This is a genomic window from Thermonema rossianum DSM 10300, assembly GCF_000426825.1.
Taxonomy (GTDB): domain Bacteria; phylum Bacteroidota; class Bacteroidia; order Cytophagales; family Thermonemataceae; genus Thermonema; species Thermonema rossianum.
In genome coordinates this window covers 170,783-194,676 of record NZ_AUGC01000004.1, presented here as the reverse complement: position 1 = coordinate 194,676, position 23,894 = coordinate 170,783, and the positions used below count along the sequence as shown (strand labels likewise).

Sequence of the window (23,894 nt, the reverse complement as noted above, 5' to 3'; positions counted from 1 at the left end):
CTGTTATTTTTATGCATTATGTACGCAAGATACGCATTCAGGTTTACATAAGGACACACGTCCGTCGTCTGCCGCGGGCTTTGTGTTCGCTCAACATTCAATATCTTTGTTTAGTTAAACGAAAGATACCTGCCGCTTAGAAAAGAGACTATGGACGTTTTAGAAAAACACTTGCAACAAGACATTATCGTAAAAGGTGCAGCAGAGCATAATTTAAAGAAAGTAGATGTGCGCATCCCGCGCAATAGCTTCACGGTCATCAGCGGTTTGTCGGGCTCGGGAAAGTCCTCCCTTGCTTTTGACACCCTCTTTGCCGAAGGGCAGCGCATGTACGTGGAAAGCCTCAGCGCCTATGTGCGTCAGTTTTTGGGGCGCATGGAAAAACCACAAGTAGAGGCCATTCACGGGCTGTCGCCTGCCATTGCCATCGAACAGAAAACAGGCAGCCGTAACAGCCGCTCCACCGTGGGCACCGTCACCGAAATTTACGACTATTTAAAGTTGCTTTTTGCCCGTATCGGACGCACTTTTTCGCCTGTCTCGGGGCGCGAAGTGAAGCGCGATACCGTGCAAGATGTGGTGGATTTCATTTTACGCCAAGCCGAAGGCACCAAGCTATACATACTGGCGCCCATCCGCAAGCCCGAAGACAGAAGCTGGGAAGAAGAGCTGCGTATCATATTGCAAAAAGGATTTTCCCGCATTTTCTACGAAAACGAAATACAAGACATCAGCGAGCTGCTGCAAAAGCCTAAAGAAATCAAATTCAAGAAACGCAGCCCGGTATATCTGCTCATCGACCGAATAGCCTTGCGCCATCGTGAAGACGAAACCCTCTATTACCGCTTGAGCGACTCGGTGCAGACCGCCTTCTTTGAAGGGCACGACGAATGCTATGTGTTGCTGCTGCCCAACGATATGCACCACTTCTCCGATAAATTCGAGCTGGACGGCATGACTTTCGAAGAGCCGAGTGTGGCTTTGTTTAGCTTCAACAACCCCTATGGCGCATGCCCTACCTGTGAAGGCTTTGGCACCACCTTGGGCATCTCCGAAGAGCTGGTTATCCCCGACCCCGCGCTTTCTGTTTACAGCGATGCGGTAGCCCCTTGGCGCACCCCACGCATGAGCGAATGGAAACAGGCGTTTATCAAGCAGGCGCACCGCTACGGCTTCCCCATACACAAACCGTATGAAGAGCTCACCCCCCAAGAAAAAGACTTGCTGTGGTACGGCAAAGGGGAATTGCAAGGCATTTATGCTTTCTTTGATTACATAGCTTCCCAAGCACACAAGATACAGTACCGCGTATTTTTGTCGCGCTATCGTGGACGCACCATTTGCCCGGACTGCCGCGGCACCCGCATTCGCAAGGAAGCCGGCTATGTAAAAATACAAGGCACTTCTATTCAAGAGCTGGTATTGATGCCTATAGACAAGGTGGCGGACTTTTTCCGCAGCCTGCAGCTCAACACACACGAGCAGCAAATTGCCCGTCGCCTGCTGATTGAAATACAGAACCGCTTGCATTACATGCAAGCGGTAGGCTTGGGCTATTTGACCCTCAACCGGGCAGCCAACACCCTCTCGGGGGGCGAATACCAGCGCATGCGCTTGGCTACTTCGTTGGGCAGTGCGCTCGTGGGCTCTTTGTATATCCTTGACGAGCCAAGCATAGGGCTTCACCCGCGCGACACCCACCGCCTGGTAGGCGTACTAAAAAAGCTGCGCGACACAGGCAACACAGTCATTGTGGTGGAACACGAAGAAGAGGTGATTCGCGCTGCCGACTACCTCATTGACATGGGACCCGAAGCCGGCAGCGGTGGTGGCGAAGTGGTCTTTCAAGGAAAAATAGACGAAGCAGACGCCCAAGCCATACAACGCTCTTATACCCTGCGTTACTTGAACGGGCACATGCAAATCCCCACTCCTGCCCTGCGGCGCCCCTGGACCCAAAGCCTGCGCATCGTAGGGGCTGCCCAACACAATCTCAAAAAAATAGACGTAACCATTCCCCTGGGCGTGCTTACTGTCATTGCCGGCGTTTCGGGCTCGGGCAAATCCACCCTGGTGAAGCGTATTCTTTACCCTGCCTTGGCGCGTCGCCTCGATTTAAAGGTGGAAGAAGAAAGTGGCAAGTTCAAAGCCCTCGAAGGGGACCTGTCTGTAATCAAAGACGTGCAGTTTATCGATCAACGCCCCATGGGGCGCTCTTCCCGCTCCAACCCGGTTACCTACATCAAAGCCTATGATGCCATTCGTGAGCTGTATGCATCACAAGCACTTGCCAAGGCACGGGGCTACAAAGCCGGCACCTTTTCCTTCAACATAGAGGGGGGGCGCTGCGAAAACTGTCAGGGCGAAGGCGAAATATGCATTGAAATGCAGTTTATGGCTGACATACACATTACCTGCGAAGTATGTGGTGGCAAGCGTTTCAAGCAGGAAGTGCTCGAGGTAGAATACCAAGGGAAAAATATTGCCGAGGTGCTCGACATGACCGTGGAAGAAGCCCTGCACTTTTTCGCCAAAGAGAAAAAGATAGCACAAAAGCTGGAGTTGCTTCACGAGGTAGGCTTAGGCTACGTGCGCTTGGGACAGCCGGCCTCTACCCTTTCCGGCGGTGAAGCCCAGCGCCTCAAACTGGCTACCTTCCTGGACGGGGGCGGCAGCCACAAAGGGCATACGCTCTTCATCTTCGATGAGCCCACCACCGGCTTGCATATCCACGACATACAAAAACTGTTGAAAGCACTGCAGGCACTCATCGAGCAGGGCAACAGCGTGCTGATTATCGAACACAACATGGAAATCATCAAATCGGCCGACTGGCTCATAGAATTAGGTCCTGAGGGGGGCGAACAAGGCGGTTATCTTTTATACGAAGGCAAGCCCGAAGGCTTGTTGGAAATAAGCAACAGCCCTACCGCCCCATTTTTGAAAAACCATTTACAAGTATGAAAACAAGCGGCGTTTATCTTTCGGGGCTCTGCTGCGAAGAAGCCCCCTATCTTTTTGACCAAACAGACATTTTGACGTTTATGCTGCGCGAAACGCAGGCCGGCGAAGTGCTGCAACGTCATCTGAAAATACTTTACCGTGCTTCGGGCATCCGCCGGCGTGGCTCTTTCCTGCCCGACTTCGGCATGCTGCAGCCTGCTTTCTTCTCTACCCGCCCGCCCATCGACGCCCGCATGCAGCGCTATTTCGAAGCGGTCTTGCCTGTTGCCAAGCAAGCCGCCATCCGCAGCCTTGCACAAAGCGGGCTTGAACCCCAAGACATCACCCACCTCATCACCGTAAGCTGCACGGGCATGGCGGCACCGGGCTTGGATTTGCAACTGATGAAAGCCCTTGCCCTACCGGCACATACACAACGCACGGCTGTGCACTTTATGGGCTGCTATGCTGCTTTTCACGCCTGGCGCCTGGCAAAAGCCATTGCACAGCAATCGCCACGGCATCGCGTGCTCATTGTCGATGCCGAGTTTTGTACTTTGCATTTCACTCCTCCTACTGAACCGGACCACTTGCTTGCCAATGCCCTTTTTGCCGATGGTGTAGCTGCCTGTGTCGTATCGGCTTGTGCCGAGCATGCGCAAGCCGAGCTGCTCGATTTTCAAAGCTTGTATCTGCCACAGGGCGAAGACGACATGGCCTGGCACATCGGGCAAGACAGCTTTTTGATGCGCCTGAGTACTTATGTGCCCGAACTGGTTGAGTCAGGTATCCCTGCCCTGCTGCAGCTGTACGACAAGCGCTCACAAGAAAACATTGAGCATTGGGCTATCCACCCCGGCGGGAAGCGTATTCTGCAGGCAGTTGAAAAAGCGCTCGGTTTACCGCCTGCTGCCCTGGCCGTCAGCTACGAAGTGTTACGTAATTACGGGAACATGTCTTCGGTTACCATCTTCTTTGTGCTGCAACAGCTGTTGCAAAAACAAGCCCGTGGATATTGCTGGGCTGCCGGTTTTGGTCCGGGACTGACGCTCGAAAGTGCCCTTTTGCGCTTGCTTTAACGTCTGCTTTTTTATGGCAAGCAGATTGCTTTTTGTCATCTCGAATAAAGCGAAGTAAAGCCTGCCATTTCGAACAAAGTGTAAGCATGGTGAGAAATCTCATCAAAGTAGCGCCCCTTGTCATGTCGAACGAAGCGAGACATCTCGTCAAGCCAATCCTCTTTTTTGTACAATAGATTTCCCGCTTGCGCCCGAAACGGCAAACATCTATCAGTACAGTTCATCCAGTGAGCTATACAAATACTTGTTCACTGCATGATAACAGCTCATGCCGCACAAAAGCATACCAAAGAGCACCAAGCCGCCCCCCAGAAAAGCCAACAGGCGCTCATCCATGAGCATTTGCATTTCCGGTACCTGGCTTATGAAATATTGCAAAAGCCCATATACCAAAGCAGCGGCCAACACCCCACCAGTAGCCCCTATCAACATGGCATTGCGCACAAAAGGACGGCGCACAAAAGCGTCGGTTGCCCCTACCAGCTGCATGCTTCGAATCAGCAGGCGCTGGGAAAAGAGAGCCAGACGGATGGTGCTGTGTATCAATATTACCACCGTGATGGTCAAAAACAAGGCCAACGAAGACAATACAAAACTGATGGTCGCTATATTGCGATTGATGGTGCCGGTGATGGTTTGCGGATAAGACACTTCAAACACACCGCTTATCTTTTCCAAGTCGCCGGCTATTTTTTTGAGCTTTTGCTCATCATAAAACCCCGGTTTGATGCGTAACACATAAGAGTCTTTCAAGGGATTTTCGCCCAATATCTCCGTGAAGTCTTCGCCCAGCTCGCTGATAAGCTCTTTTGCCGCTTCTTGCTTGGAAATGAAGCGGATACTATTGGCATCCACATAATTTTTTGCCGCAATGATTTTTTCTATTTTTTGCCTTTCTGCCTCATCCACACTGCTGTTCAAAAAGACCTGCACTTCTATGTTTTGTGCCACCAGTTCGGCCAAACGTTTAGCTTGCAAGATGATGGCGCCCAGCAGGCCCAATACGAACAAGGCAACGGTGACGCTCAGCAGCACGTTCAAAAAAGGAAAGCTGCCCAATCGCTTCTTTTTGTATTTAATTTCTTTTACAGCCATAGGAAAACACTATCTATCCCCAAAGATAAAAATATATTGTTTTTTTACATCCATTGACAACTGCTTGCAAAAGGTGATTATCCGTCGCGTTCTTTTTTCACTAAAAATCAAGCGTTTAAACAGTTGTTTTATTTTTTTTCTCAAAAAAACATTGTGCAGTTTCAGGAAAGCTGCTATATTTGCATCACCAAAAACGGAGGAGCGGTAGTTCAGTTGGTTAGAACGCCGGCCTGTCACGCCGGAGGCCGCGGGTTCGAGTCCCGTCCGTTCCGCAAAGCATCCTAAGCAAAGCCGGGCAAAAATGCCCGGCTTTTGTTTTTAACTGCCCTCATATGCACAATATTTGATGGTCTCAAAACATATCATCACTTTTAACTTAACCCCCAATACCATGAAAAGACTTGCTTACATGCTTGGTTTCAGCCTGTGTCTTTTGGCAACTGCCTGCCAACAACAAAAGCAAGACAACTCAGAGAACAACACGCAGAAGACGGACACTACCGGCGTATTGTCGGCTTCGGAAACGGCCCCTTCCCCTTCCGTTCCTGCCCAAGAGGAAGACACCGAAGCTATCATTGCCCAAATACGCGAGCAGTTCCGTGCAGTAGAAACTGCCGGAGACAAGCTATCAAGTCTCAGCTTTGTGCTTGCCGATGCCGCCCCTGAGGAGCAGCTCATCACGGCTTACTTCAACAATGGGCAGTTAGTAAAAATTAGCGTGGAAACAGCCGCCGGACACATATGGAACGGTACACACTACTACTTAAAAGACGGCATTCCTTACTTTGTGTTTGAACAAAAAACAGAAGAAAGTGCTGTAAGGGGCCCCTTCACCGTCACTGAAAACAGATTTTATCTTCACAACCATAAAGTCATAAAGGCTTTACTCAAACAGAAAGAGTTTAAAGGCGACGGGCAGCAGGTCAATATGGACGACGCTCCGGTAAAAGACATCACGGCACGGGACGAGTCGCCGGAAGGCACTGCCGAAGCTTTTGAAAGCCGTTGCCGCCTTCTTTGCAAATACATTGAATCTATCCGTAAGCTCAAAGGCACATGGCAAAGCACCGACGATGACAAAAGTATTCTAAGAATAGACGACCAAGGATGGGTGTTCGAATACAGAGGGCAAGCCAAAGCCTCTTCAGACCGCTTTTACGCAAACTACTTCGCATATGCGGACCACACCTACCCAATAAAAATTCAGCTAAACGGCAAAGACAGCGGCGAGCTAATGGAGTATAGTATCTTGAAGCAAACCGAAGACAGCTTGTCACTCACCTATCTTGCGAGAGGTAACACCCTGACCTTTATAAGGAAGAAGTAGTAAAGCGCCCAAAATACTACCGCAGAGCAGCAGGCAAGACCACCTGCTGCTTTTTTATTTATGCTTTATTTGTTTTTCAAAAACACTTTGTCAGCTGTTTGACGTTTAAAAAGCGGGAAAAAAGCTACCTTTTACTCACGCTTAATTTTTGGTTCAACAAAAAAATTTGATGCTTATGAGTACGGAAATCAGCAAAAAACGAAAAACCATCGGCATGGTAATGGCCGGATTACTTACCGCTTTCCTCTTATTCACTGCCTTGGGCAAGCTGACCATGCCCGCCATGGCTGAAAATTTTCAAAAATGGGGACTGGGCGACTGGCGTATCATCATTGCTGCCGGTGAGATAGTGTCTGTACTGCTCTTTCTGATTCCACGCACGGGCATTGTGGGCACTTTGTTGTTAAGCTCTTATTTCGGCGGCGCCATCATGGTGCATATGATTCACGGTGAGTCCTTTTTGGTACCGGCTGCGGTATTGGTATATGTCTGGATAACGGCTTTCATCCGCTATCCGGAACTTAGCGAGCGCCTGCGCGGATAGGCTTTTGATACTGAATGGGGCGGGCTGTTCGAGGAACAAGCCCGCTCATAATCAATATTTTAAAAAAACAAAAACAAAAAAACATCATCAAACATTTGGCGGTTTTATTCAAAAGCCATTATATTTGCATCACCAAAAACAGAGGAGCGGTAGTTCAGTTGGTTAGAACGCCGGCCTGTCACGCCGGAGGCCGCGGGTTCGAGTCCCGTCCGTTCCGCCAAGCATCCTAAGCAAAGCCGGGCAAAAATGTCCGGCTTTTTCGTTTTTTTACGGGCTAACGTAGCCAATCCCCTGTGCCATCAATACGGCAAGCAGCGGGATGGCAAGCAGCAAGAGCAGCTCCAGATAAATACAGCGGCGCACTGCCACCGGCACCTGTACTACCTCCTCTTGCTTCCCCTTGCTCTGTTTCAGAAAAAAGACCGTCGGATAAATAGAAAGCACGCCCATCAAGGCAAACAGGGCTATCTTGGCAAGAAAGAGATGGTTGTTGCTGTAGTAGGCTGCCGGCTTGCCTACCTTCCACCAAAGCATCATGCCGGCAAAAAGCAACAAAACGGCGCCGGCTCCATACAGAGCATCGATGCGTGCCAAACGGCGCAGGCGGGCACGTGTCATGGATGACGATATGGCAAAGGCTTCGATGCTCAAAGCAGCCACTATGGCAAAAACCGCTATAAAATGCAGGTATTTGTAAATCAGGAAAGCATGCATAGGCTGTATAGTTTAAAATTCATGAGCAGCAATAACAATGTACGCTCATTTATGCTAAAAACACAACCCGACTTCTGTCTTTTTTATGCACCTTCCCTTTCATGCTTTTCGCCTTCTTTTTATGGCTGATGCTCTTTTTTGTTGAAAGCTCTTGCTTATGCGCCCCCGTTTGTTTCGTCTCCTTCCTTGTCATTTCGAGCGCAAGCGAGAAATCTATTTTTTGCAAAAGAGAAGCTTGGCTTGACGATATGCCTCGTTTCACCTAGCATGATAAAGGAGCTGCTTTTCTTCCCTTTCTCACGAAGCCGAGCTTCGTGAGAAAGGGAAGGCTTTAGTTTATTCTCAAGGCCTTAGAAACCCATATAAATACACCTTAGGCTGTATTTTCTCAGCCAATTTTTCAAGCTTTTCACGCAATTGCGTAATGAGCTTCATATAAGTTTTATCATTGCTTTTTTTGTTTAACTTGCCTTTTTCGTTGCGTCCTTGAAAATACTCTTTAATATCGTAAAAAGAAGCATTGATATTATTGTGTGGTTGTTGATGATAGTATTTCCAAAGGGCTTTGCCTGCTTCAAAAACTTCCTTTGCCTGAGCAGAAAACTGCAGTTTTATAGGTACATTGCCTTCTTGTTGGAACAGATCAGTAGCTTGTTCTATTTTTATTTTCCCATTTATATAATCGTTCATAAAATGACTATCAAATCTATCACGGGCTCCTACTTCTTGCTCGGTGAATGGTATCCAGTGATTAGTACCATACTTGCTTGAAATACGGTTCTGGTCATGAAAAAGCGTAAATATCAAACAATCGGTCTGAAATTCTTTGTCGTGCTTCCAGCCATCGTTCGGATATAAAAATTGATCTCGATCGTTCAGCCAAGTGGCTTTCAAACAATGGCGAACGGCAAAGTAAATAGCCACCTGAATAATATTTCCTGGTGTAACTTTCTTGCAATAGCGTGCCTGTGGTTTCGACAAAATGGAGAACTTGTTATTATTTTGGAAATCAGGCGGATAAAACGACAACAACCCTATTTCTTCTCCGTTTTTATCTTCGAACTGCACAAACCAATCGTTCAATCTTTTAGGCAAATCTCCATAGAAAGTTTTCACACCTACTTTCTCTTCATTCTCATTATATACTTGGCAAATGATATTTTTTATTTCTTCTTTGGTGCCCAAATCCCAAATAGTAAACCCAATAGGAAACTGGCCTCTGACGTTGTCAAATGTATTTGAAGGCACTACAAAGCCCCCCAAATATTTTGCTCTAAAATACTGCTTAAACTTATCAAAGTTGCTGCCTTGTACAAACTTAAGCGTTGAGAACTGTGCCAAGATACAGCCCGGCATTTTTTCATAAACCTGTGCCATAAAAAGTGCAAAAAGCTCGTTGGCTGCACTGCCAATTTTAGATTTAAAATAGTGGTTCGCCTTTTGTTCTGTGGATACACCTGCCTTGTTTTTACCTGTTCGTGTTACGGTTCTGGCTGTGGTAGCTTCGGCATAAGGCGGATTAATGTAAACAATCAACTTTTTACGTTTTTCGGCATCCGAAATTATTTTAAATAAGCTGTCGGGGATTTTGCCACCTGAAGAAACGGGCTTCCACTCGTCATTCAGAAAGTCAAACTGAAAGACGTGATCGGGCAGCAAGTTCGCACCATTGCTAATGCGGTCGTGCATGACCTCCACATCTTGACGATCCAGTGTAGAGGCATAGATATTGTATTTGTTGGTCAGTCCCGTGAGCAAGTTACCGGTACCTGCCGCACAATCCCATACAAAGTATTCGTCTTGCCAGTCTTCACCCAGCACATTGGTAAGATATTGCTGCGAGAGTGCCACCCAGTTGCGTGGTGTGAAAAAACTACCCTTTCGTTCACGGATATCTTGTGGCACGAGCAAGTCTCTGCGCTCTACAATATAGTCCCAATACTCTTCTTTTGGAGGGCGCTCATATCTGTTCCAAAATTGAGTATGAGCCTGCTGCTTGTCTTGAAAATCAGCCTCTTTCTTTTTAAAGAATCCACTTTCGTCAATTTCTCTATCGAGCTCGTAATGGTCGCTTTTTAGCAAAACAAACAGCTTATCTTTGAGTGTAACGTTATTTGCAGAAAGCAAGTCTGCAAGATAAAAATCACCATCAATGATGCCACGTGCTTTTGCTTTTTCCCAATCAACGGCAATGGTTGGTTTTACTACTTCCAACCATTTGTTGTATACAGAAATGAAGTTGTTTTTGTCTATTCTAATTTTAGTTAGCCCGCGTTTGCTTTCTTGAAAGTTGAGCCTAATAAAGCGTTGAAGGTCTCTATCGTCTCTGTCAAAATAAAACAGAAGCGTCTTGCTGTCAAGAATGTTTTTTACTGTGTCATAAATAAGTTGAAACTCCTTAGTAGTGTGATCAGACGGGGCAACATTCCAATTGAAGTCATTTAAGTAAAAAAATTCTTGAATGTCGCTATAGGGAAGAAAGGCTATTTTCTCGGCATCAAAAGCCCCCAGGAAAGCTGGCGGAAGATACTTGTCAAAAGTTCTTTCTTTACCAATAGTAAGAATCAACTGAACAAAAGATTTATGGACCTCCGAACTCCCCCTTTTGGCTTCTGCCCATAACAGAGACTCCACCTCGTCTGTTGTTTGGCTTTGGTGCATACACACACAAAAGTCTATTTTACCAATAATTTTGGTGCAGTCATACAACCAGAAATAGTCCTGTGCTACCTTATTTTTTAACTCTTCTTCCAGTATGTTCGGATATTTCATTTTCTCATGTTTTTTGTGGTACAATAAAATTACTGTCCCCTCTCTCTCAACGCACATAGCTGCCTGCATTTACATCGAAGGTGGCTCCGGTGGCGTGGTCAGCATAGCCGCTGAGCAGCCACGGCACCCATAGCGCCACGTCGCGTGGTTGCGTGATGCGTTCCAGAGCTATGTCGTTTTTCACATACTCTTCGCCATAGGCATCGATGAAGTCCTTTGCCATGTCGGTCATGGTAAAGCCGGGCGCCAACGCAAACGAACGGATGCCCTCTTTTCCGTGAAAGCGGGCAATAGAACGGCTCACGCCCAACATGGCACTCTTCGATGCCGCATAGACCCAATATTCGGGCGTGTCGCCCCGGAAGGCGGCGCGCGAGGCTATCCACACGAAACGCCCTTCTTGCTGCGCGCGGAAGTAAGGCAGCACTTCTTTTGCCAACGCCGCTGCCGCCCCCACATTCACCCGCATGCTTTGCTCCCATGCATTGAACCAGTCTTCAAAGGGCATATCGAGTGGTGCACGCAATGCAACGGCAGCGTTCAGCACCACGCCTTTGAGCGGGGGCATTGTCTGCTGCCGAAGCAGGTGCAGGCAGTCCTGCCAGAAAGAAGGGATGGCTTCCGGGCGGTTCAGGTCGAAAGCTATGCTTTGCAGGCGCGGATGTTCTATTGTCAAGGGCGTGCGGTTTCTGTGGGCAATAACCCAAGCACCGGCTTCAAGCAAAGCTTCGACAATTGCCTTGCCAATACCGCGGCTGCTTCCCGTAACCAAGACAGTTTGTCCCGAGAGATCAATATTGAGCATGCTTTTAAAAGTTTTTTAAATACTCTTTTCAACACATTTAAACCAGCTTTTTAGCGCTGTGCCTGCAGACGCAAACCAAGCACCAGCGTTTGCACTTCGGGCGCGCCGTGGTTTGCCTCAAACACAGGCTGCAAATGATAGCGTGCAAACAGCAGCCAATCGCCTTTGCCCAAGGCAGCGGTTACACCATAGCGGAAAGGCTCGGTGAAATACTCGCCCGTGCGCTTTTCTTTGCGCTTATAGCCATTGGCATCTTCATATACCACCTTGGTATAATCGGCCAAGCCATAGCCCACGAAGCCCCCCAGCACCACGGTCCAACCACGGCGGTTGTTGTCGCTGTCTATACCGTGCCATTGGTAGCTAAAAGGCAGGCTTCCCTGAAACATAGTAAATTTGCTTCGCTTGAGCGGCAGCCCCAGCGGTTGCATCGTTAAGGTTTCGTTTTGCACTTCCAAACGCGAGTCTTTTTCAAACACATGGTTGTACCAGGCGGCTTCGACGCCCAGCGAAAACATATGGTGCGAGTCTTCGCCGCCAAGACGCCAGCGGCTGTGCCATGCCAAAGCATAGAAGCCCGAATTGAAAGGTTTGATGGCAAAGTCGGCGGGCAGAGCGCCCGTCCAGCTTGTTGCGCCCACTTCAAAAGTCATATAGAACTCTTGTGCCGGAATACGAAAAGCCTCGCCGGCATACAGCTCATAACTTAGGCTGTCTTTGCTGTGTTTTTTCCATACGGTATCGGCGGGCACTTTTTGGGCAGCCACTTGCCCGGCACATACCCCCACTGTCAATAGTAAAAAACAAACTGCTGTTCTCATCATATTTTTGTTAGTTTGCGCATGGTTTTCCATAAAGGTAAGCATTAGTTATATGCAAACAAACACACCTATCGGCATTTTTGACAGCGGCATCGGCGGCCTGACGGTAACGCGTGCCATCCGCCGGCTGCTGCCCCAAGAAGACATCATTTACTTTGGCGACACCGCCCATATGCCCTATGGCGACAAATCGACAGAGGCAATACAGGCTTACTCCATCAAAATTGTGAATTTTCTGCTGAGCCAGCAGTGCAAGGCCATTGTTATTGCATGCAATTCGGCTTCGTCGGCGGCCTATAAGCTCATTCGCGAGTATGTAGGCAACCGTGCGTTGGTGGTCAACGTGATTGACCCCATGGTAGAGCATGTGGCTGAGCATTATGCAGGAAAAAAAATAGGACTGATAGGCACCAAGCAGACGGTGCGCTCAAATGTGTATAAGAAAAAAATAGACGACATGCGCCAGGGCATTCAGTTACAAGCGATGGCCACGCCCCTGTTGGCGCCCATGATTGAAGAAGGCTATGCCGGGCATCCCATCATGGCGCAGGTGATTCGCGATTATCTGAACAAAGCCGCCTTCGATGACATACAGGCGCTGATATTGGGCTGCACGCATTATCCGCTTATCAAAGACATGGTGGATGATTATTTTGGGGGTAAGGTGGATATCCTCGATTCGTCTGAGATAGTGGCCCAAGCGGTAGAAAGCAAACTATGCCGGTTCGAGCTTAAGCGGGAAGACAACAGGCAGGGCAATGCGCAGTTTTTTGTATCGGACTATACGCCCGCTTTTGAAGAGATGACCGGGCTCTTCTTTGGCGAACATGCCAAGCTGACGCTTTATCCGTTGTGGGAATAGGCATTTTATTCGTGCCGCTCCGCTTCGTCTCATTCCGGGCGCAAGTTTTTTCAGGAAAAGGCGGCTTGGTTCTATTGAAGCAGACTTTCTTCTTCAAGTTCGGCAAAGTCGGCCACATCCAAGTTCTGAAAGATGGTTTCCCAGTAGGTGATGATCCATGGGTTGTTTTGCGAAGCGGGGGTAGTAGGCGAAAAAGGCAGCACATAGAACACTTCTACACCGGCAAGTTCCAGGTCGGCAAACTGCTGCAAGTCTTCTTCGGCATATTGCACCGCTTGTTTTTGCGAATAAGGCGGTTTCTTGAAGAAGTCGCGGCGCCCGCTGCCCGGCATGCTTTCCACCATGTCGCTCAGATAACACACACGCACGTGTGCATCGAACGGCAGACGTGCACGCCGCTTGTCTATGATGTGCAAGCTTGCCCACAGGTCGGTGTACAGCTTGCTGTAGTTTTCATTGGGCATATCAAGCGCTTTCAGGCAGCGCTCCAATACTTTACGCTGCTCTTTTCGCAGCATCAAACCGTAATTGCTTTTTGCCATGGCTACATCGGTAGGATTCATGGCGGTAGTGTCGGGCATGGCAGCACGGCAGGTGTAAGAAAATACTTTTCCCCGGGCGGTATTTTCGTGCAGGAAGTAAACTTCTACTTTGTCTCCTTTTTTTTGAATACCATGCTGCACAAGCATTTCCAGTGCCTTCTCATACTTGTTTCGCACGAAGTCATCGTCTGTATTTACCGACACGGTTTTATCTATAAATATCAAGGTGTAGTTCACGGGCGGTGGCGCCGGTGGCATCTGCGGGGGCTGTTCGCTGCCGCATGACGCAATCAGCCACGGCACCAAGATAAACAAGCAATAAGCATAAAACTGTCGTTTCATAAATGAAGGTTCTTTTTTTAAAGCACTGTCGCTCAACTATTCTTCCTTTTTTGTATCACTGTCTTGCTCCGGCGCACTGTTTGTTTCAGTCTTTTTGGTTGTCCGGCGCTTGCGGGTCGTTTTCTTTTGTGCTGTTTCTTTTTCTTTCGATTCCTCTTGCGGGGCGGCGGTCTCTTCGGTGCCTGCTTGCTTTTGCACTTTGGGTTTGCGCCCACGCTTGGTTGTTTTCACGGGTGTTTCTGCTTCCTCACCGGCACGCAATTTTTCGGCATCTTCTCTTGCCTGCTCGGCAGCAGCATGGGCATAGCGTAGCTCTCTTTCCTTGTTTTCCAGCTGCTTCTTCAGGTCGGCAAGTGTTTGCTCGCGCACCTTCAAAGAGGCTTCCAGTACATGTTTTTCTTCTTCCATTTTATTTATCGCCGCTTCCAAATGCTCAATGCGTTCTTTGAGCGCCTGGGTTGCTTCTTCATGTTGCCGGGCTGTTTCTTGCCACACTTTCTCTTTTTGTTCCCATTGGCGCAGCAGCTCTTTGCTTTGCTGCAGGTGTTCCTCACGTTGATTTAGTTTTTCTTCCAGTTCGGCTATGCGGTGGTGCAGGTGCTCGACCTGCTGCCGTACACGTGCCTGTTCATGCTGCAACGATACCTGCCCTTGCTCATAGCCATGGTTCAGACGGTAGATGCGTTCTTCGAGGCGGTGACGATGCAGCTCTTCTTCTATGAGTGCCAAGCGCCCTTCTATGTCTTTTATTTCCCGTATCAACTGTTCGGGGCGCTCGGTCATTTGTAATTGCTGCTGCAGGGCATCCAGCTGCGAGCGGGTTTGGCTGACAGTCTGCTCCAGCTGCTCCACTACTGCCTGCTTTTCTTGTTTTATCTTTTGCAGTTTTTTCAGGCGCCAAGGTATTTGAAACCACAGGCGTGTGTAGGCTACCAGCACGGGAAAGCTAATGCCCAAACACACCGCGCCGGCTACGGCAAAAAGCACACCGGACAGCACAAAAGACAACAAGCCCATCCGGCTGCCTACCAGTTGGTTGTCGAGTGCGCCGGCCTGTGCCGAAAGGCTTTCAAGCTCCTGTAGTTGTTGCCCTGAGAGCTCATCGGATGCCTGCAGTTGCAAGATACGCTGAGCCAGACTCTGTTTAAGGCGGTCGGTTTTATACGCTTCATAACGGAAAAAGCCCAACACCAGCAGGGTGGCTATGGTAAAACCAACCATAAGCATCTTAAACACCACATAAATGGCTTTGGCACGCCGGCTCTTGCTTTGGTTGTAGGGGATTTCAATCAGGCGGTCATAAGCCGGTTTGAGCAAAACCGACACCATGGCCAGCCCCACGGCAAAGCTCCATGCTTCTATGTTGTTCTTGATATTGAGCGCATAGGCTACAATTTCGTGCGAAATGATAAGGTCACCGGCAATAAATACAAAGCCCGCCACAAAGAAAAGTATGCCGGCAAGCAAAGAGTATTTATGACGCAAGCCGGCGCGTTCTTCCAAATAGCTGTTTTCTTCTTCACACACACGGTCATATTCTTGCTTGCGTCGCTCGAACTGCTTTTGTTCATAGTCAAGGCGGTGCTTGATGGCATTGATTTCATTTTGCAATTGCAAGCAGGCCGCTTTGGTTTCGGGTAAAAGCTGCTGCAGGCTTTGCAAACGCTGCTCGAGCGCCTGTTGTTCTTTTTCCAATGCCGCGATGTGTGTTTGCTCGGCAAACCAGCCTTCATAGTTGCGGCGGTCGAGCCGCAGATAACCTATCCAGAAGCCTTGTTTGTATTCTTCCGTATCGGGCAAGGGCGACTGCGCCACCACATCCATGGGGGGCAGCCCCGTTGCGGGTAGTTCGTCTGCGGGCTGCTCTTCGCCGTCCGGTCCATTGGCACTTAGATCTTCTTTTTCCAGCCAAGGGTCATCATCTGCCGGGCTCGCCTCTTCGCCGGGCAAATCTATGGGCTCGTTGCTTCCCTCCACGAAAGCCTCACTTGCGGGGGCGTCTTCAAAAGGCAACTTTTCTTCTTCTTCTTTCATATCCGTCCACTCTATGGGCAAGGTAATTTATACAAAAATATAAGCATTGCGCAAAACCGTAAGTTTTATGAAGCGTGCTTCCGTTGGCATATCACTTTGTAGTCGCAATATGTACAGCGTTGCACATCTTCTACCTTCCTGATTTCCTTTTCTTTATCCAACATTTCGGCAATTACCTTTCGAATGGCTTCTTTCAGTTCTTCTTCTTTTTGGCGAATATCCCACGCTTCCCCTTTTTCTTCCTCTAACAACATCAGTTCATCTGCCAAGTTGCGGAATGAGTAAATGCCTGCATACAACCGGGGTGGTTTTTGTTGCTGCCGGCTACGCAGGTATTCCAGATAAAGGAAGGTGTAAATCAACAACTGACGCACCTTGGAATAGTCTGCATGCCTGCTTTTCAAACCGTTGCTTTTTGGATCATGGGAAAAGAGGGCATCCAAATCATCCAAACTCAATTGCAGGTCTTTAGGTCTTACTCTCCCCGACTTATAGTCAATCACATAATAGACTTCTTGCCCTGTTTGGGGGTCCATGCGTTTGTCGGCGCGGTCAATAATTCCCTTCAGGCGCGCTTCCACGCGTCCTAAGCCCTCTACCTCTACGGGCAGCACAATCCTTTTTTCTTCTTCCATGCGCAACTCAAGCCCTTCGATGCTCCACTTTTGGTTGCCCATTTCTTTTTTTTGCAGGTGCAAGAAGCGTTCTATTATGGTCTCGAGTGCCACCTTTGCCAACAAACCGCTACCTTCGTTGGTTTGCCCTCTTTTGGTGAGCTCCTGCTCTATCATTTGTTTTATCACGGGCTTTCCTTTGGGCACACCGCTTGCTTGGTCGCAGACCGCATCGCTCAACCATTTGTCCAGTTCTTCTTGTGTAATTTCTTTGCCTTCATAGTTTTTGAACAGTTTTTCAAGTACGGCATGCAACACTGTTCCGAATTCGTTGTTTTCCAACTCTTCGCTTATCTCATCTTCTTTTTTAAATTTCAACACATACGAAAAATAAAAGCGCAAGGGACAAGAAAGATAGCTATCGAGTGCCGAAGGCGAAAGCCCATTTTTTTCAAGGTATTCTCGTATTTTACCGATAACTTCCCCGTCTTTTTTAATTGCAAACGTCTCTTCGGCTTTGGATTTAGCCTGTGGCAAACGCAGCTGTATTTTTTGAAGGCTTATGTTCCGGTTATAGACACATAGCTCATCTTCTATTTGATAAAGATAGCGGCTGGGTTCGTAGTCGTCGTTTTCTACCTGCATCATCACTATTTTGCGTGCATGATGCAGCAAACGATACACATCTTGCGTGGTTTTCATCATTTGCTCTTCGGGCAAAGGCAAGCCCAGCTCTTTATGGAAGGCATAGGGCAAAAGCGAGCGGAACTCCACCTCGGCAGGCAGGTATCCTTCGTTGGCGGTTACAAATATCAGATTGTCAAAGTCAAGCAGGCGCGATTCCGACAAGCCCAACAGATGGATGCGGCTGTTTCCGGAAGAAGTGTCGGGATAAACGAAACGGTCGTGGGTCATCTGCTGAAACAAACCGCGCAAAAACCCCAAAGTGGTAGCGACTGAATTGCGCTGTGCGTCGGCAAGCAGCTGTTCTATTTCAGCAAACAGGTTCTGCATTTCTTCCAGGTAGGTCACGTCCAGCCGGGCAATGGCTTTTTTGGCTTCGCTCTCTCTTTGGGCTGCTTCGTTTTGTCCGTCTGCGTCCTCTTTTTCGGCGGCTTTCTCTTCCATGGCCTCCTTTAGTTCCTGCGTGAGGCCTTTCAATGCTCTGACTGCCGAAGTCGATACGTCTTTTCCCTGCTTCCAATAAGTGAACAGCTCTTGAATAAAAGACTGAAACAGCTGCATCAAGGCTTCGCGCGCTGCCTCCGCAACAGATGCACCTGCTTTTTCCACCGCTGCCTTTGCTATGTAGTCCACCAGTTCTTTTTTGCTGACATAAGCATGGCGGCGGGCAGTCATCTCCTTCAAAAAAGATTGAATAAGCGCCTGCGCCAATGCGTACTCGCCCAAGCCTTGCGATCTGAGTCTTCTACCCAGCAAAACGTATATGTAAGGGTGTGTCAGCACCGCATTGATATGGGCATGATAGTAGCACAGCACGCGGCTTTCTTTGGTCTCTTTTTTCGCAGCAGACGCATCCACTCTTTCTTCCGGCTCTTCTGCCACCTGCTCCGCGTCTGTGTCGCTTTCTTCTTCCTGTAAGCTGCTTTCGCGCACGCGCCATTGCTCGTCGAAGTGCAACTGAAAAATAGACTGCATGAGCTGATAAGCAGGGGTAGCGGTGAGCGCCACGCCCATGGAAACAGCCAACTCATCTTCTTTGCTTTCTTTCAAGGCGCGTATGAAGGCAGGCAGTAAAAAAGTATCGACCAAAACAATGCCTATCGAACTGCCGGGCTCAAAGTTCAGCTTGCCAGCCAATGCGCCCTTGCCCTTCACGATGTCGCGCACCACGTGGGTTTGCATGGAAGCCATGGGCACAGATACAAAATAGCATTCCTTGCTTCCCTGCGCCAAATGGTTGCTTTTTATCAAAGCGGCAGGTCCGGCGCCCGTCTTTTCACAAAATTGCTTAAGGCGCCTGCCTACGGGGTGCCAATCTTTACCGCCCGGCAGCTTCTGTTCTTCTGTGCCGTTTTTTTGATAACCTTCATGATAATAGTCGTCTGACTCCCAATAGAGCTGCACTTTTTGCGCTTTTTGCAGCTTCTTGAGCACCTCTATTTCTGCTTGGCTCAGCTGATTCAAGCCGGCTACAACCCACAAGTCGCCGGGTGCTTTTTCGAACCACTCCGGCGCATGCTTTGCCCATGCGCGCCACAGCTGCCCTTTGTGCGCCATGCGTTTCTTTTGACACATCTCTTGAAAGCGCTCGTACACTTCCGGCAAGCTGCGATAAAGCAACACCTGCCGCCGCACCGAAGGGGGCGCCTTTCTCAATTGCTCGTCGTCTTGCCAGGCGACAGATAAATATTCAAGGTCTTTAAGCTCTTTCAAATTACGCAGTATGTCTCTAACATCGACCAGGGCTTCGTCAAGAGCAATAAAGTCTTGCAACAGGCGAGCAAGAAAAGAGGCAATGCGCTCATTCAAAATGCGCTGCACCTCGCCTTCCATTGCCTCTTCGTCCACCTCTTGGGCATCATCTTCATGCCAAAGCTCGGTGACCTTTTCTTTCAGCTCTTTATGCAAGCATTCATACAGGCAAATGAGCAATTGGGGCTCCGGCGTGCTGAATTGATGCCCTGTCTGAATGCCCAACTGCCGGGCGGCTATTTTCAGCATGAAGTCTTCCCATGCGTGGGCTTGTATGGCTTCGCCTCCCAGGCGTTTGATTTCTTTTGCGGCACGTTTGGTAGGTAAAAGAAAAACCACTTCACGCCCGGCATGGGCTCCCCCTGCCTCCAAAAGCTTGTGAATAAACGTTTCTTTTAGAACAGATGAAGTAGTAGTCATGGCAAATGCACTTTGTTTTGTTTTTGAATATAGCAATAAGTGACTAAAAGACGAACAATAAATTTGTAATTTCACCAATCAAAACGGAAGCCATGAAGGATACATATGATTTTTTGATTGTAGGTCAGGGCATTGCCGGCACGGTGCTTTCTTACACGCTGCTCCGGAAAGGCAAAAGTGTGTTGGTCATCAGCAGTCCACACCACAGCGCTGCCACGCGCGTGGCAGCGGGGCTGTTCAATCCGGTCACCGGCAAACAGCTCAAAAAAACATGGTTGGCACAAGAGCTGTTTCCTTTTTTGCACCGCTTTTATCCGGAAATGGAAAAAACCTTGGGCATACGCTTCTTCTATCCTACGGTCATTTACCGCCCTTATCGCAGTGTGCAGGAACAAAACGATTGGATGGCGCGCAGCAGTGAGTTGAAAGAGTGGCTTCGTACCGACACCGACGATGCCCACTACCGGCGTTTTACACCCGCCCCCTATGGTGGGTTGGAAACGCTGCATGCCGGCTATATAGACACCAACCTGCTGCTCGACCGCTATGCCGCCTATCTCCACCAAAGGAAAGCCCTGCGCGAAGAGGTGTTTGATTATGACCGCGTGGAAATACTACCCGATAAAAAGGGGGTGCGCTACGGAGCATACCGGGCACGCTATCTTATCTTTTGCGAAGGGGCACACGGGCGCTTCAATCCTTTTTTCAAAGACCTGCCGTTCAACTGCGTAAAGGGTGAAATATTGGATATAGAATTGCCCGAAGCCCTGCCGTTCATTGTCAATCAAGGGGTGTCGGTCATTCCTTTCCGCGGGGAAGCACGTGCCAAAGTGGCTGCTACTTATCAGTGGAAGCCCCTCGATGAAGTGCCCACCCAACAAGCACGCCAAGAGCTGATTGAAAAAACACGAGATTTATTGAGTATTCCGTTTCAAGTAAAAGGGCAAAAAGCAGGCATACGCCCGGCCACACGCCCCCGCCGCCCTTTTGTAGGCTTGCATCCGCAGTATCCGGCTTTGGGCATCTTCAATGGCATGGGCAGCAAAGGAATTTCGCTTACGCCCTTTTTTGCTCAACAATTTTATGAGTATATTGAAAATCGAAAACCTTTGCACGAAGAAGTAGATATAGCTAAATATTTCAAAAAACAATGAAGCGCACAAACCTCCTGTATTTACTATTGACTTTATTTACTTTTTTCTTGCTGTGCCAACCACGGCTTGGCCGGGCACAGTTCATTGAGGGCATGACACAGCGCCCTTTTGGCAAAAACCGTGTGCAGTTCAAAGACTACGAATGGCGCTTCAAAACCTCGCCCAATCTCGAGTTTTATTACTATGAATACGGTAGCCGTCTTTCGGACTTCGCCATCCTCTATGCGGAAGAAGAATTCAACCGCATTGCCGACCTCATTGGCTACAGCCCCTCGCAAAAGATACGCCTCTTCATCTACAACTCGGTAACCGACCTCATGCAGAGCAACGTAGGGCTCAACACCGAACTGCTGGCAGTAGGCGGCCAAACCAACTTCATTCGCCCCATAGTGGAAGTGCCTTTTACCGGCAGCCTCTACGACTTCAAACTGGAAATATCGAAAGGCATTGCTCACGTGCTGCTCAACGAGATGATGTACGGCACCGGCTTCCGCGAAATGCTGCAGGCAGCTCAAATATTCAACCTGCCCGAATGGTATCTGAGTGGCATGAGCGCTTACGCAGCCTACGGCTGGAGCCAAGAGATGGACGATTACATGCGCACGGCCATCCGAAGTAACAAAATACGGCATCCCAATCGTACCATCGGTGAAGATGCTACTTTGGTGGGGCAGTCGTTTTGGAATTTTGTGGCACAGAAATATGGTACCCACCATATAGCCAGCATCCTGAACCTGACACGCATCACCCGCGACGAAGAGCTGGCATTTCAAAATACGCTGGGTAAACCTTTCCGCCAACTGGTGAAAGAGTGGCGTGATTTTTACACCGAAATCAGCCGGGAAGCGCAACAGAACTACGAAGCCGTGAAGTACGACAAAGTGCTTCATGGCAACCGTAATAACCAATTCACCTTCCACCAAGTGAAAATCAGCCCCGACGGGCGCTACATAGCCTATACACTCAACAAACGGGGGTGCTACAAGGTAGTAGTACGCGACCTGCGCCGCAAACGAAAAAAAGTCATCATGCGGGGGGGCTTTCAAGTCTATACCCAACGATTCAACAAGCAAATACCGCTCATTGCCTGGTCCGACAACCACAAGCTGGGCGTTGCCTTCATGAAAAAAGGCAAATCGCGCGTGGAAGTGTTTCATCTGGACAAGCGCCGAAAAAAGAAGCCGGTATATGCACAAACGTTCGAGTTTTTCAATCAAATTGTGGGTTTCGATATTTCTGCCGATGCCACCCACTTTGCCATCAGTGCAGACCGGCGCGGGGTGGCCAACATCGAGTCGGGGGTCAATGACGTTTATATTTATGACACCCAAGAGCAATTTTTGAAAAAAGTAACGCCCAGTGACCTCTACGACGACAAGGACCCGGTATTTGTGGGCAATTCCAACGACATCATTATTTTTTCATCGAACCGCCCCAACGACACACTGAATCTGCCCCCCGCCACCTACAAAGACCTTCACGACGACTACAACCTGTATCTCTACAACCCCAAAATATCGGAAGAACTGCTCACCCAACTCACCTTTTCCAATGCACAGGAAACGCAGCCCGAATGCCACGACTTGCAGTGGGTCTATTATCTGAGCAACGAAAACGGCATCAACAACCTGTATCGCCTCAATCTGCAGAACGGCAAGCAGGAAGTATTGACCAACAGCCTGCACGACCTGCGGGCTTTCAGCGTAGCTCAAGGCGACCTTGCCATCCGCTATTTCGGCAGCCGCAAGCTTAAAGAACGCCTGGTATTGGACCGCAATGCGGAACTCACCCCCAAACAAGTTGGTCCCGACACTTATCGTCTGCAATTGTTGCGCAGCAAGGGGTACCGTGCCGAAGAGCGTCCTTTGCCGCCGGCAGAACCGGAAGCAGCCGACAGCAGCCGGCAGGCAGAAGAAGTGCTCCCGCCCTACGATCCTGAAAACTGGTCATTCGACAACTATGTGTTCGATCCTGACATTGTCAAAGAGTTCAAGCAGAATAACCGGCAAAACAATCAAAACCAAATCAGCCGCCTGATAAAAAAGGCGCAAACTTCCAAAAAAGACATTAGCATCAAAGGGGTGTTTCCTTATGAACCACGCTTCACGGCAGAGCAAACCGTAACGGCCCCCCTCATAGACCCCTTGCGTGGATTTGGATTGTTGTTTGAAGTGCGCCTCGCCGACATGCTCGAAAACCACAACTTTCACGCAGGTATATTGGGCATCACCGACCTGAAAAGCAGCAACTACTTTGCCGAATATAACTACTTAGCCAAGCGCATCGATGTAGGCGCCCGCTACGACCGCAAAAGCATTTTTATATCGAACAGTGATTTAATTCACCGTTATTCTTCCAACAGAATTGTAGGGCGTATAGCGCTGCCTTTCACCAATGCCCTGCGCATTGAAGGATTTGCCGGCTACATGGATACCCGCTTCACCGACATAGGTGTGTTGTCTAATCCGGATATACGCGATGAGTATGTGCACTGGAAGGGGCAGCTCGTGCTGGACAACACCGTTTCCTCCGGCATGAACATGCTGCAAGGCAGCCGGGCCATTGTTAGCTATGAGCAAAACCTGGGCATGGGGGGCAACATAGACAAGAGCTTCGACAAGCTGTTTGTTGACCTGCGGCATTATCAGTCGCTTGACCGTGAGATTGTGCTGGCTACCCGCTTTGCCTACGGGCGTTTTGGTGGGAAGTCGCCCAAGCGTTTCATGCTGGGCGGCATGGATAACTGGATGGGCGCACAAACCGGCGGGGGCAGCTTGGGCGATAACCCGCTGAGTGTGGAGCCTGGCATAGGCAATTCCGATTTGCTGTTTCATGAGTTTGCCACCAACCTGCGCGGCTTCGATTATAATGCCGCTTCCGGCAGGCAGTTCTTCGTATTCAATGCCGAGCTGCGCTTGCCGCTGGTAAAATACATATTCCGCGAAACGGTCAAGTCCAAGTTCTTCCGTAACCTGCAGTTTGTAGGCTTCTACGACGCCGGCGCCACATGGAACGACAAGGGACCATGGGAACGCAACAACGACATCAACACCTATGTTGTCCGCGACGGGCAGACATTTGAAGTCATTGTACGCAATTACAAAAACCCCTACCTCATGGGCTTTGGATGGGGTGTGCGTACCTATCTGTTGGGCTATTATCTGAAGGTAGATGCTGCCTGGAGCGTAGAAGACTTCATTGTATCGGAAAAGCCACGCTACTACTTCACACTTGGCTATGATTTCTAAGCCATGCTCAATAATAAGTTCATTCATATGCGTCGGAACAACAGCAGCCGGCGCATTTTGCTTATGTACCTCATAGCGCAAAGCCGCCGGGCAGTGTGCTGTCTCGCCTCTCATTTTTTATTTTTGTAGCCGCATCGTCCTA

15 protein-coding genes and 2 tRNA genes are annotated in these 23,894 nt (G+C 49.1%); 9 read left to right on the top strand and 8 right to left on the bottom strand.

The window, feature by feature from the left end; translation table 11 throughout:
• The first annotated feature begins 150 nt into the window (after positions 1-150).
• Positions 151-2,964, top strand: coding sequence for an excinuclease ABC subunit UvrA (gene uvrA / locus K384_RS03095; protein WP_038029262.1), 2,814 nt, complete (start codon positions 151-153; stop codon positions 2,962-2,964).
• On the top strand, positions 2,961-4,022 hold the full coding sequence (locus K384_RS03090) for a type III polyketide synthase (protein ID WP_038029260.1): 1,062 nt from the start codon (positions 2,961-2,963) through the stop codon (positions 4,020-4,022). The genes uvrA and K384_RS03090 overlap by 4 nt, the downstream gene beginning before the upstream one ends.
• 210 nt (positions 4,023-4,232) lie before the next feature.
• On the opposite strand, the gene K384_RS03085 is transcribed toward K384_RS03090, so the two are convergent.
• Positions 4,233-5,117, bottom strand: a complete 885-nt coding sequence (locus tag K384_RS03085) for a cell division protein FtsX (RefSeq protein WP_038029258.1) — start codon at positions 5,115-5,117, stop codon at positions 4,233-4,235.
• Between the two features lie 198 nt (positions 5,118-5,315).
• On the opposite strand from K384_RS03085, the gene K384_RS03075 reads away from it, so the two are divergent.
• The 4 genes from K384_RS03075 to K384_RS03060 all read left to right on the top strand — a co-directional run bounded on the left by K384_RS03075 (position 5,316) and on the right by K384_RS03060 (position 7,208).
• Positions 5,316-5,389, top strand: a tRNA-Asp gene (locus tag K384_RS03075).
• Positions 5,390-5,508: 119 nt separating this feature from the next.
• Positions 5,509-6,444, top strand: coding sequence for a hypothetical protein (locus K384_RS03070; RefSeq protein ID WP_038029256.1), 936 nt, complete (start codon positions 5,509-5,511; stop codon positions 6,442-6,444).
• Positions 6,445-6,619: 175 nt separating this feature from the next.
• A complete protein-coding gene (locus K384_RS03065) occupies positions 6,620-6,988 on the top strand; it encodes a DoxX family protein (protein ID WP_038029253.1) in 369 nt (122 codons plus the stop codon).
• Positions 6,989-7,131: 143 nt separating this feature from the next.
• Positions 7,132-7,208: transfer RNA gene (locus K384_RS03060), tRNA-Asp, on the top strand.
• Positions 7,209-7,255: 47 nt separating this feature from the next.
• On the opposite strand, the gene K384_RS03055 is transcribed toward K384_RS03060, so the two are convergent.
• The 4 genes from K384_RS03055 to K384_RS03040 form a co-directional block, all read right to left on the bottom strand.
• Positions 7,256-7,702, bottom strand: coding sequence for a DUF2214 family protein (locus K384_RS03055; RefSeq protein WP_038029252.1), 447 nt, complete (start codon positions 7,700-7,702; stop codon positions 7,256-7,258).
• Positions 7,703-8,044: 342 nt separating this feature from the next.
• A complete protein-coding gene (locus K384_RS03050) occupies positions 8,045-10,474 on the bottom strand; it encodes a hypothetical protein (RefSeq protein WP_038029249.1) in 2,430 nt (809 codons plus the stop codon).
• Between the two features lie 46 nt (positions 10,475-10,520).
• Positions 10,521-11,279 carry an SDR family NAD(P)-dependent oxidoreductase gene (locus K384_RS03045; RefSeq protein ID WP_038029246.1) on the bottom strand — a complete coding sequence of 253 codons (759 nt, stop codon included), beginning with the start codon at positions 11,277-11,279 and terminating at the stop codon, positions 10,521-10,523.
• A gap of 50 nt (positions 11,280-11,329) precedes the next feature.
• Positions 11,330-12,103 carry a hypothetical protein gene (locus tag K384_RS03040; RefSeq protein WP_157630032.1) on the bottom strand — a complete coding sequence of 258 codons (774 nt, stop codon included), beginning with the start codon at positions 12,101-12,103 and terminating at the stop codon, positions 11,330-11,332.
• Positions 12,104-12,152: 49 nt separating this feature from the next.
• On the opposite strand from K384_RS03040, the gene murI reads away from it, so the two are divergent.
• Complete coding sequence (gene murI, locus K384_RS03035; protein WP_038029243.1) at positions 12,153-12,962, top strand: glutamate racemase; 810 nt, start codon at positions 12,153-12,155, stop codon at positions 12,960-12,962.
• Positions 12,963-13,033: 71 nt separating this feature from the next.
• On the opposite strand, the gene K384_RS03030 is transcribed toward murI, so the two are convergent.
• The 3 genes from K384_RS03030 to K384_RS03020 all read right to left on the bottom strand — a co-directional run bounded on the left by K384_RS03030 (position 13,034) and on the right by K384_RS03020 (position 19,350).
• On the bottom strand, positions 13,034-13,846 hold the full coding sequence (locus K384_RS03030; protein ID WP_071837433.1) for a hypothetical protein: 813 nt from the start codon (positions 13,844-13,846) through the stop codon (positions 13,034-13,036).
• 36 nt (positions 13,847-13,882) lie between these two features.
• Positions 13,883-15,880 (bottom strand): hypothetical protein, encoded by a 1,998-nt coding sequence (locus K384_RS13245; RefSeq protein ID WP_051633069.1) that lies wholly within the window; start codon positions 15,878-15,880, stop codon positions 13,883-13,885.
• Between the two features lie 65 nt (positions 15,881-15,945).
• Entirely contained in the window at positions 15,946-19,350 is a 3,405-nt protein-coding gene (locus K384_RS03020; protein WP_038029240.1) for a PD-(D/E)XK nuclease family protein, read from the bottom strand.
• Positions 19,351-19,442: 92 nt separating this feature from the next.
• Here K384_RS03020 and K384_RS03015 point away from each other — a divergent pair, with 92 nt between their 5' ends.
• Both K384_RS03015 and K384_RS03010 read left to right on the top strand, forming a co-directional pair.
• On the top strand, positions 19,443-20,504 hold the full coding sequence (locus K384_RS03015) for an NAD(P)/FAD-dependent oxidoreductase (protein WP_038029239.1): 1,062 nt from the start codon (positions 19,443-19,445) through the stop codon (positions 20,502-20,504).
• The gene (locus K384_RS03010; protein ID WP_038029238.1) at positions 20,501-23,752 is read left to right on the top strand and encodes a hypothetical protein; all 3,252 of its coding nucleotides are present in this window, start codon (positions 20,501-20,503) and stop codon (positions 23,750-23,752) included. The genes K384_RS03015 and K384_RS03010 overlap by 4 nt, the downstream gene beginning before the upstream one ends.
• Positions 23,753-23,894: the final 142 nt, after the last annotated feature.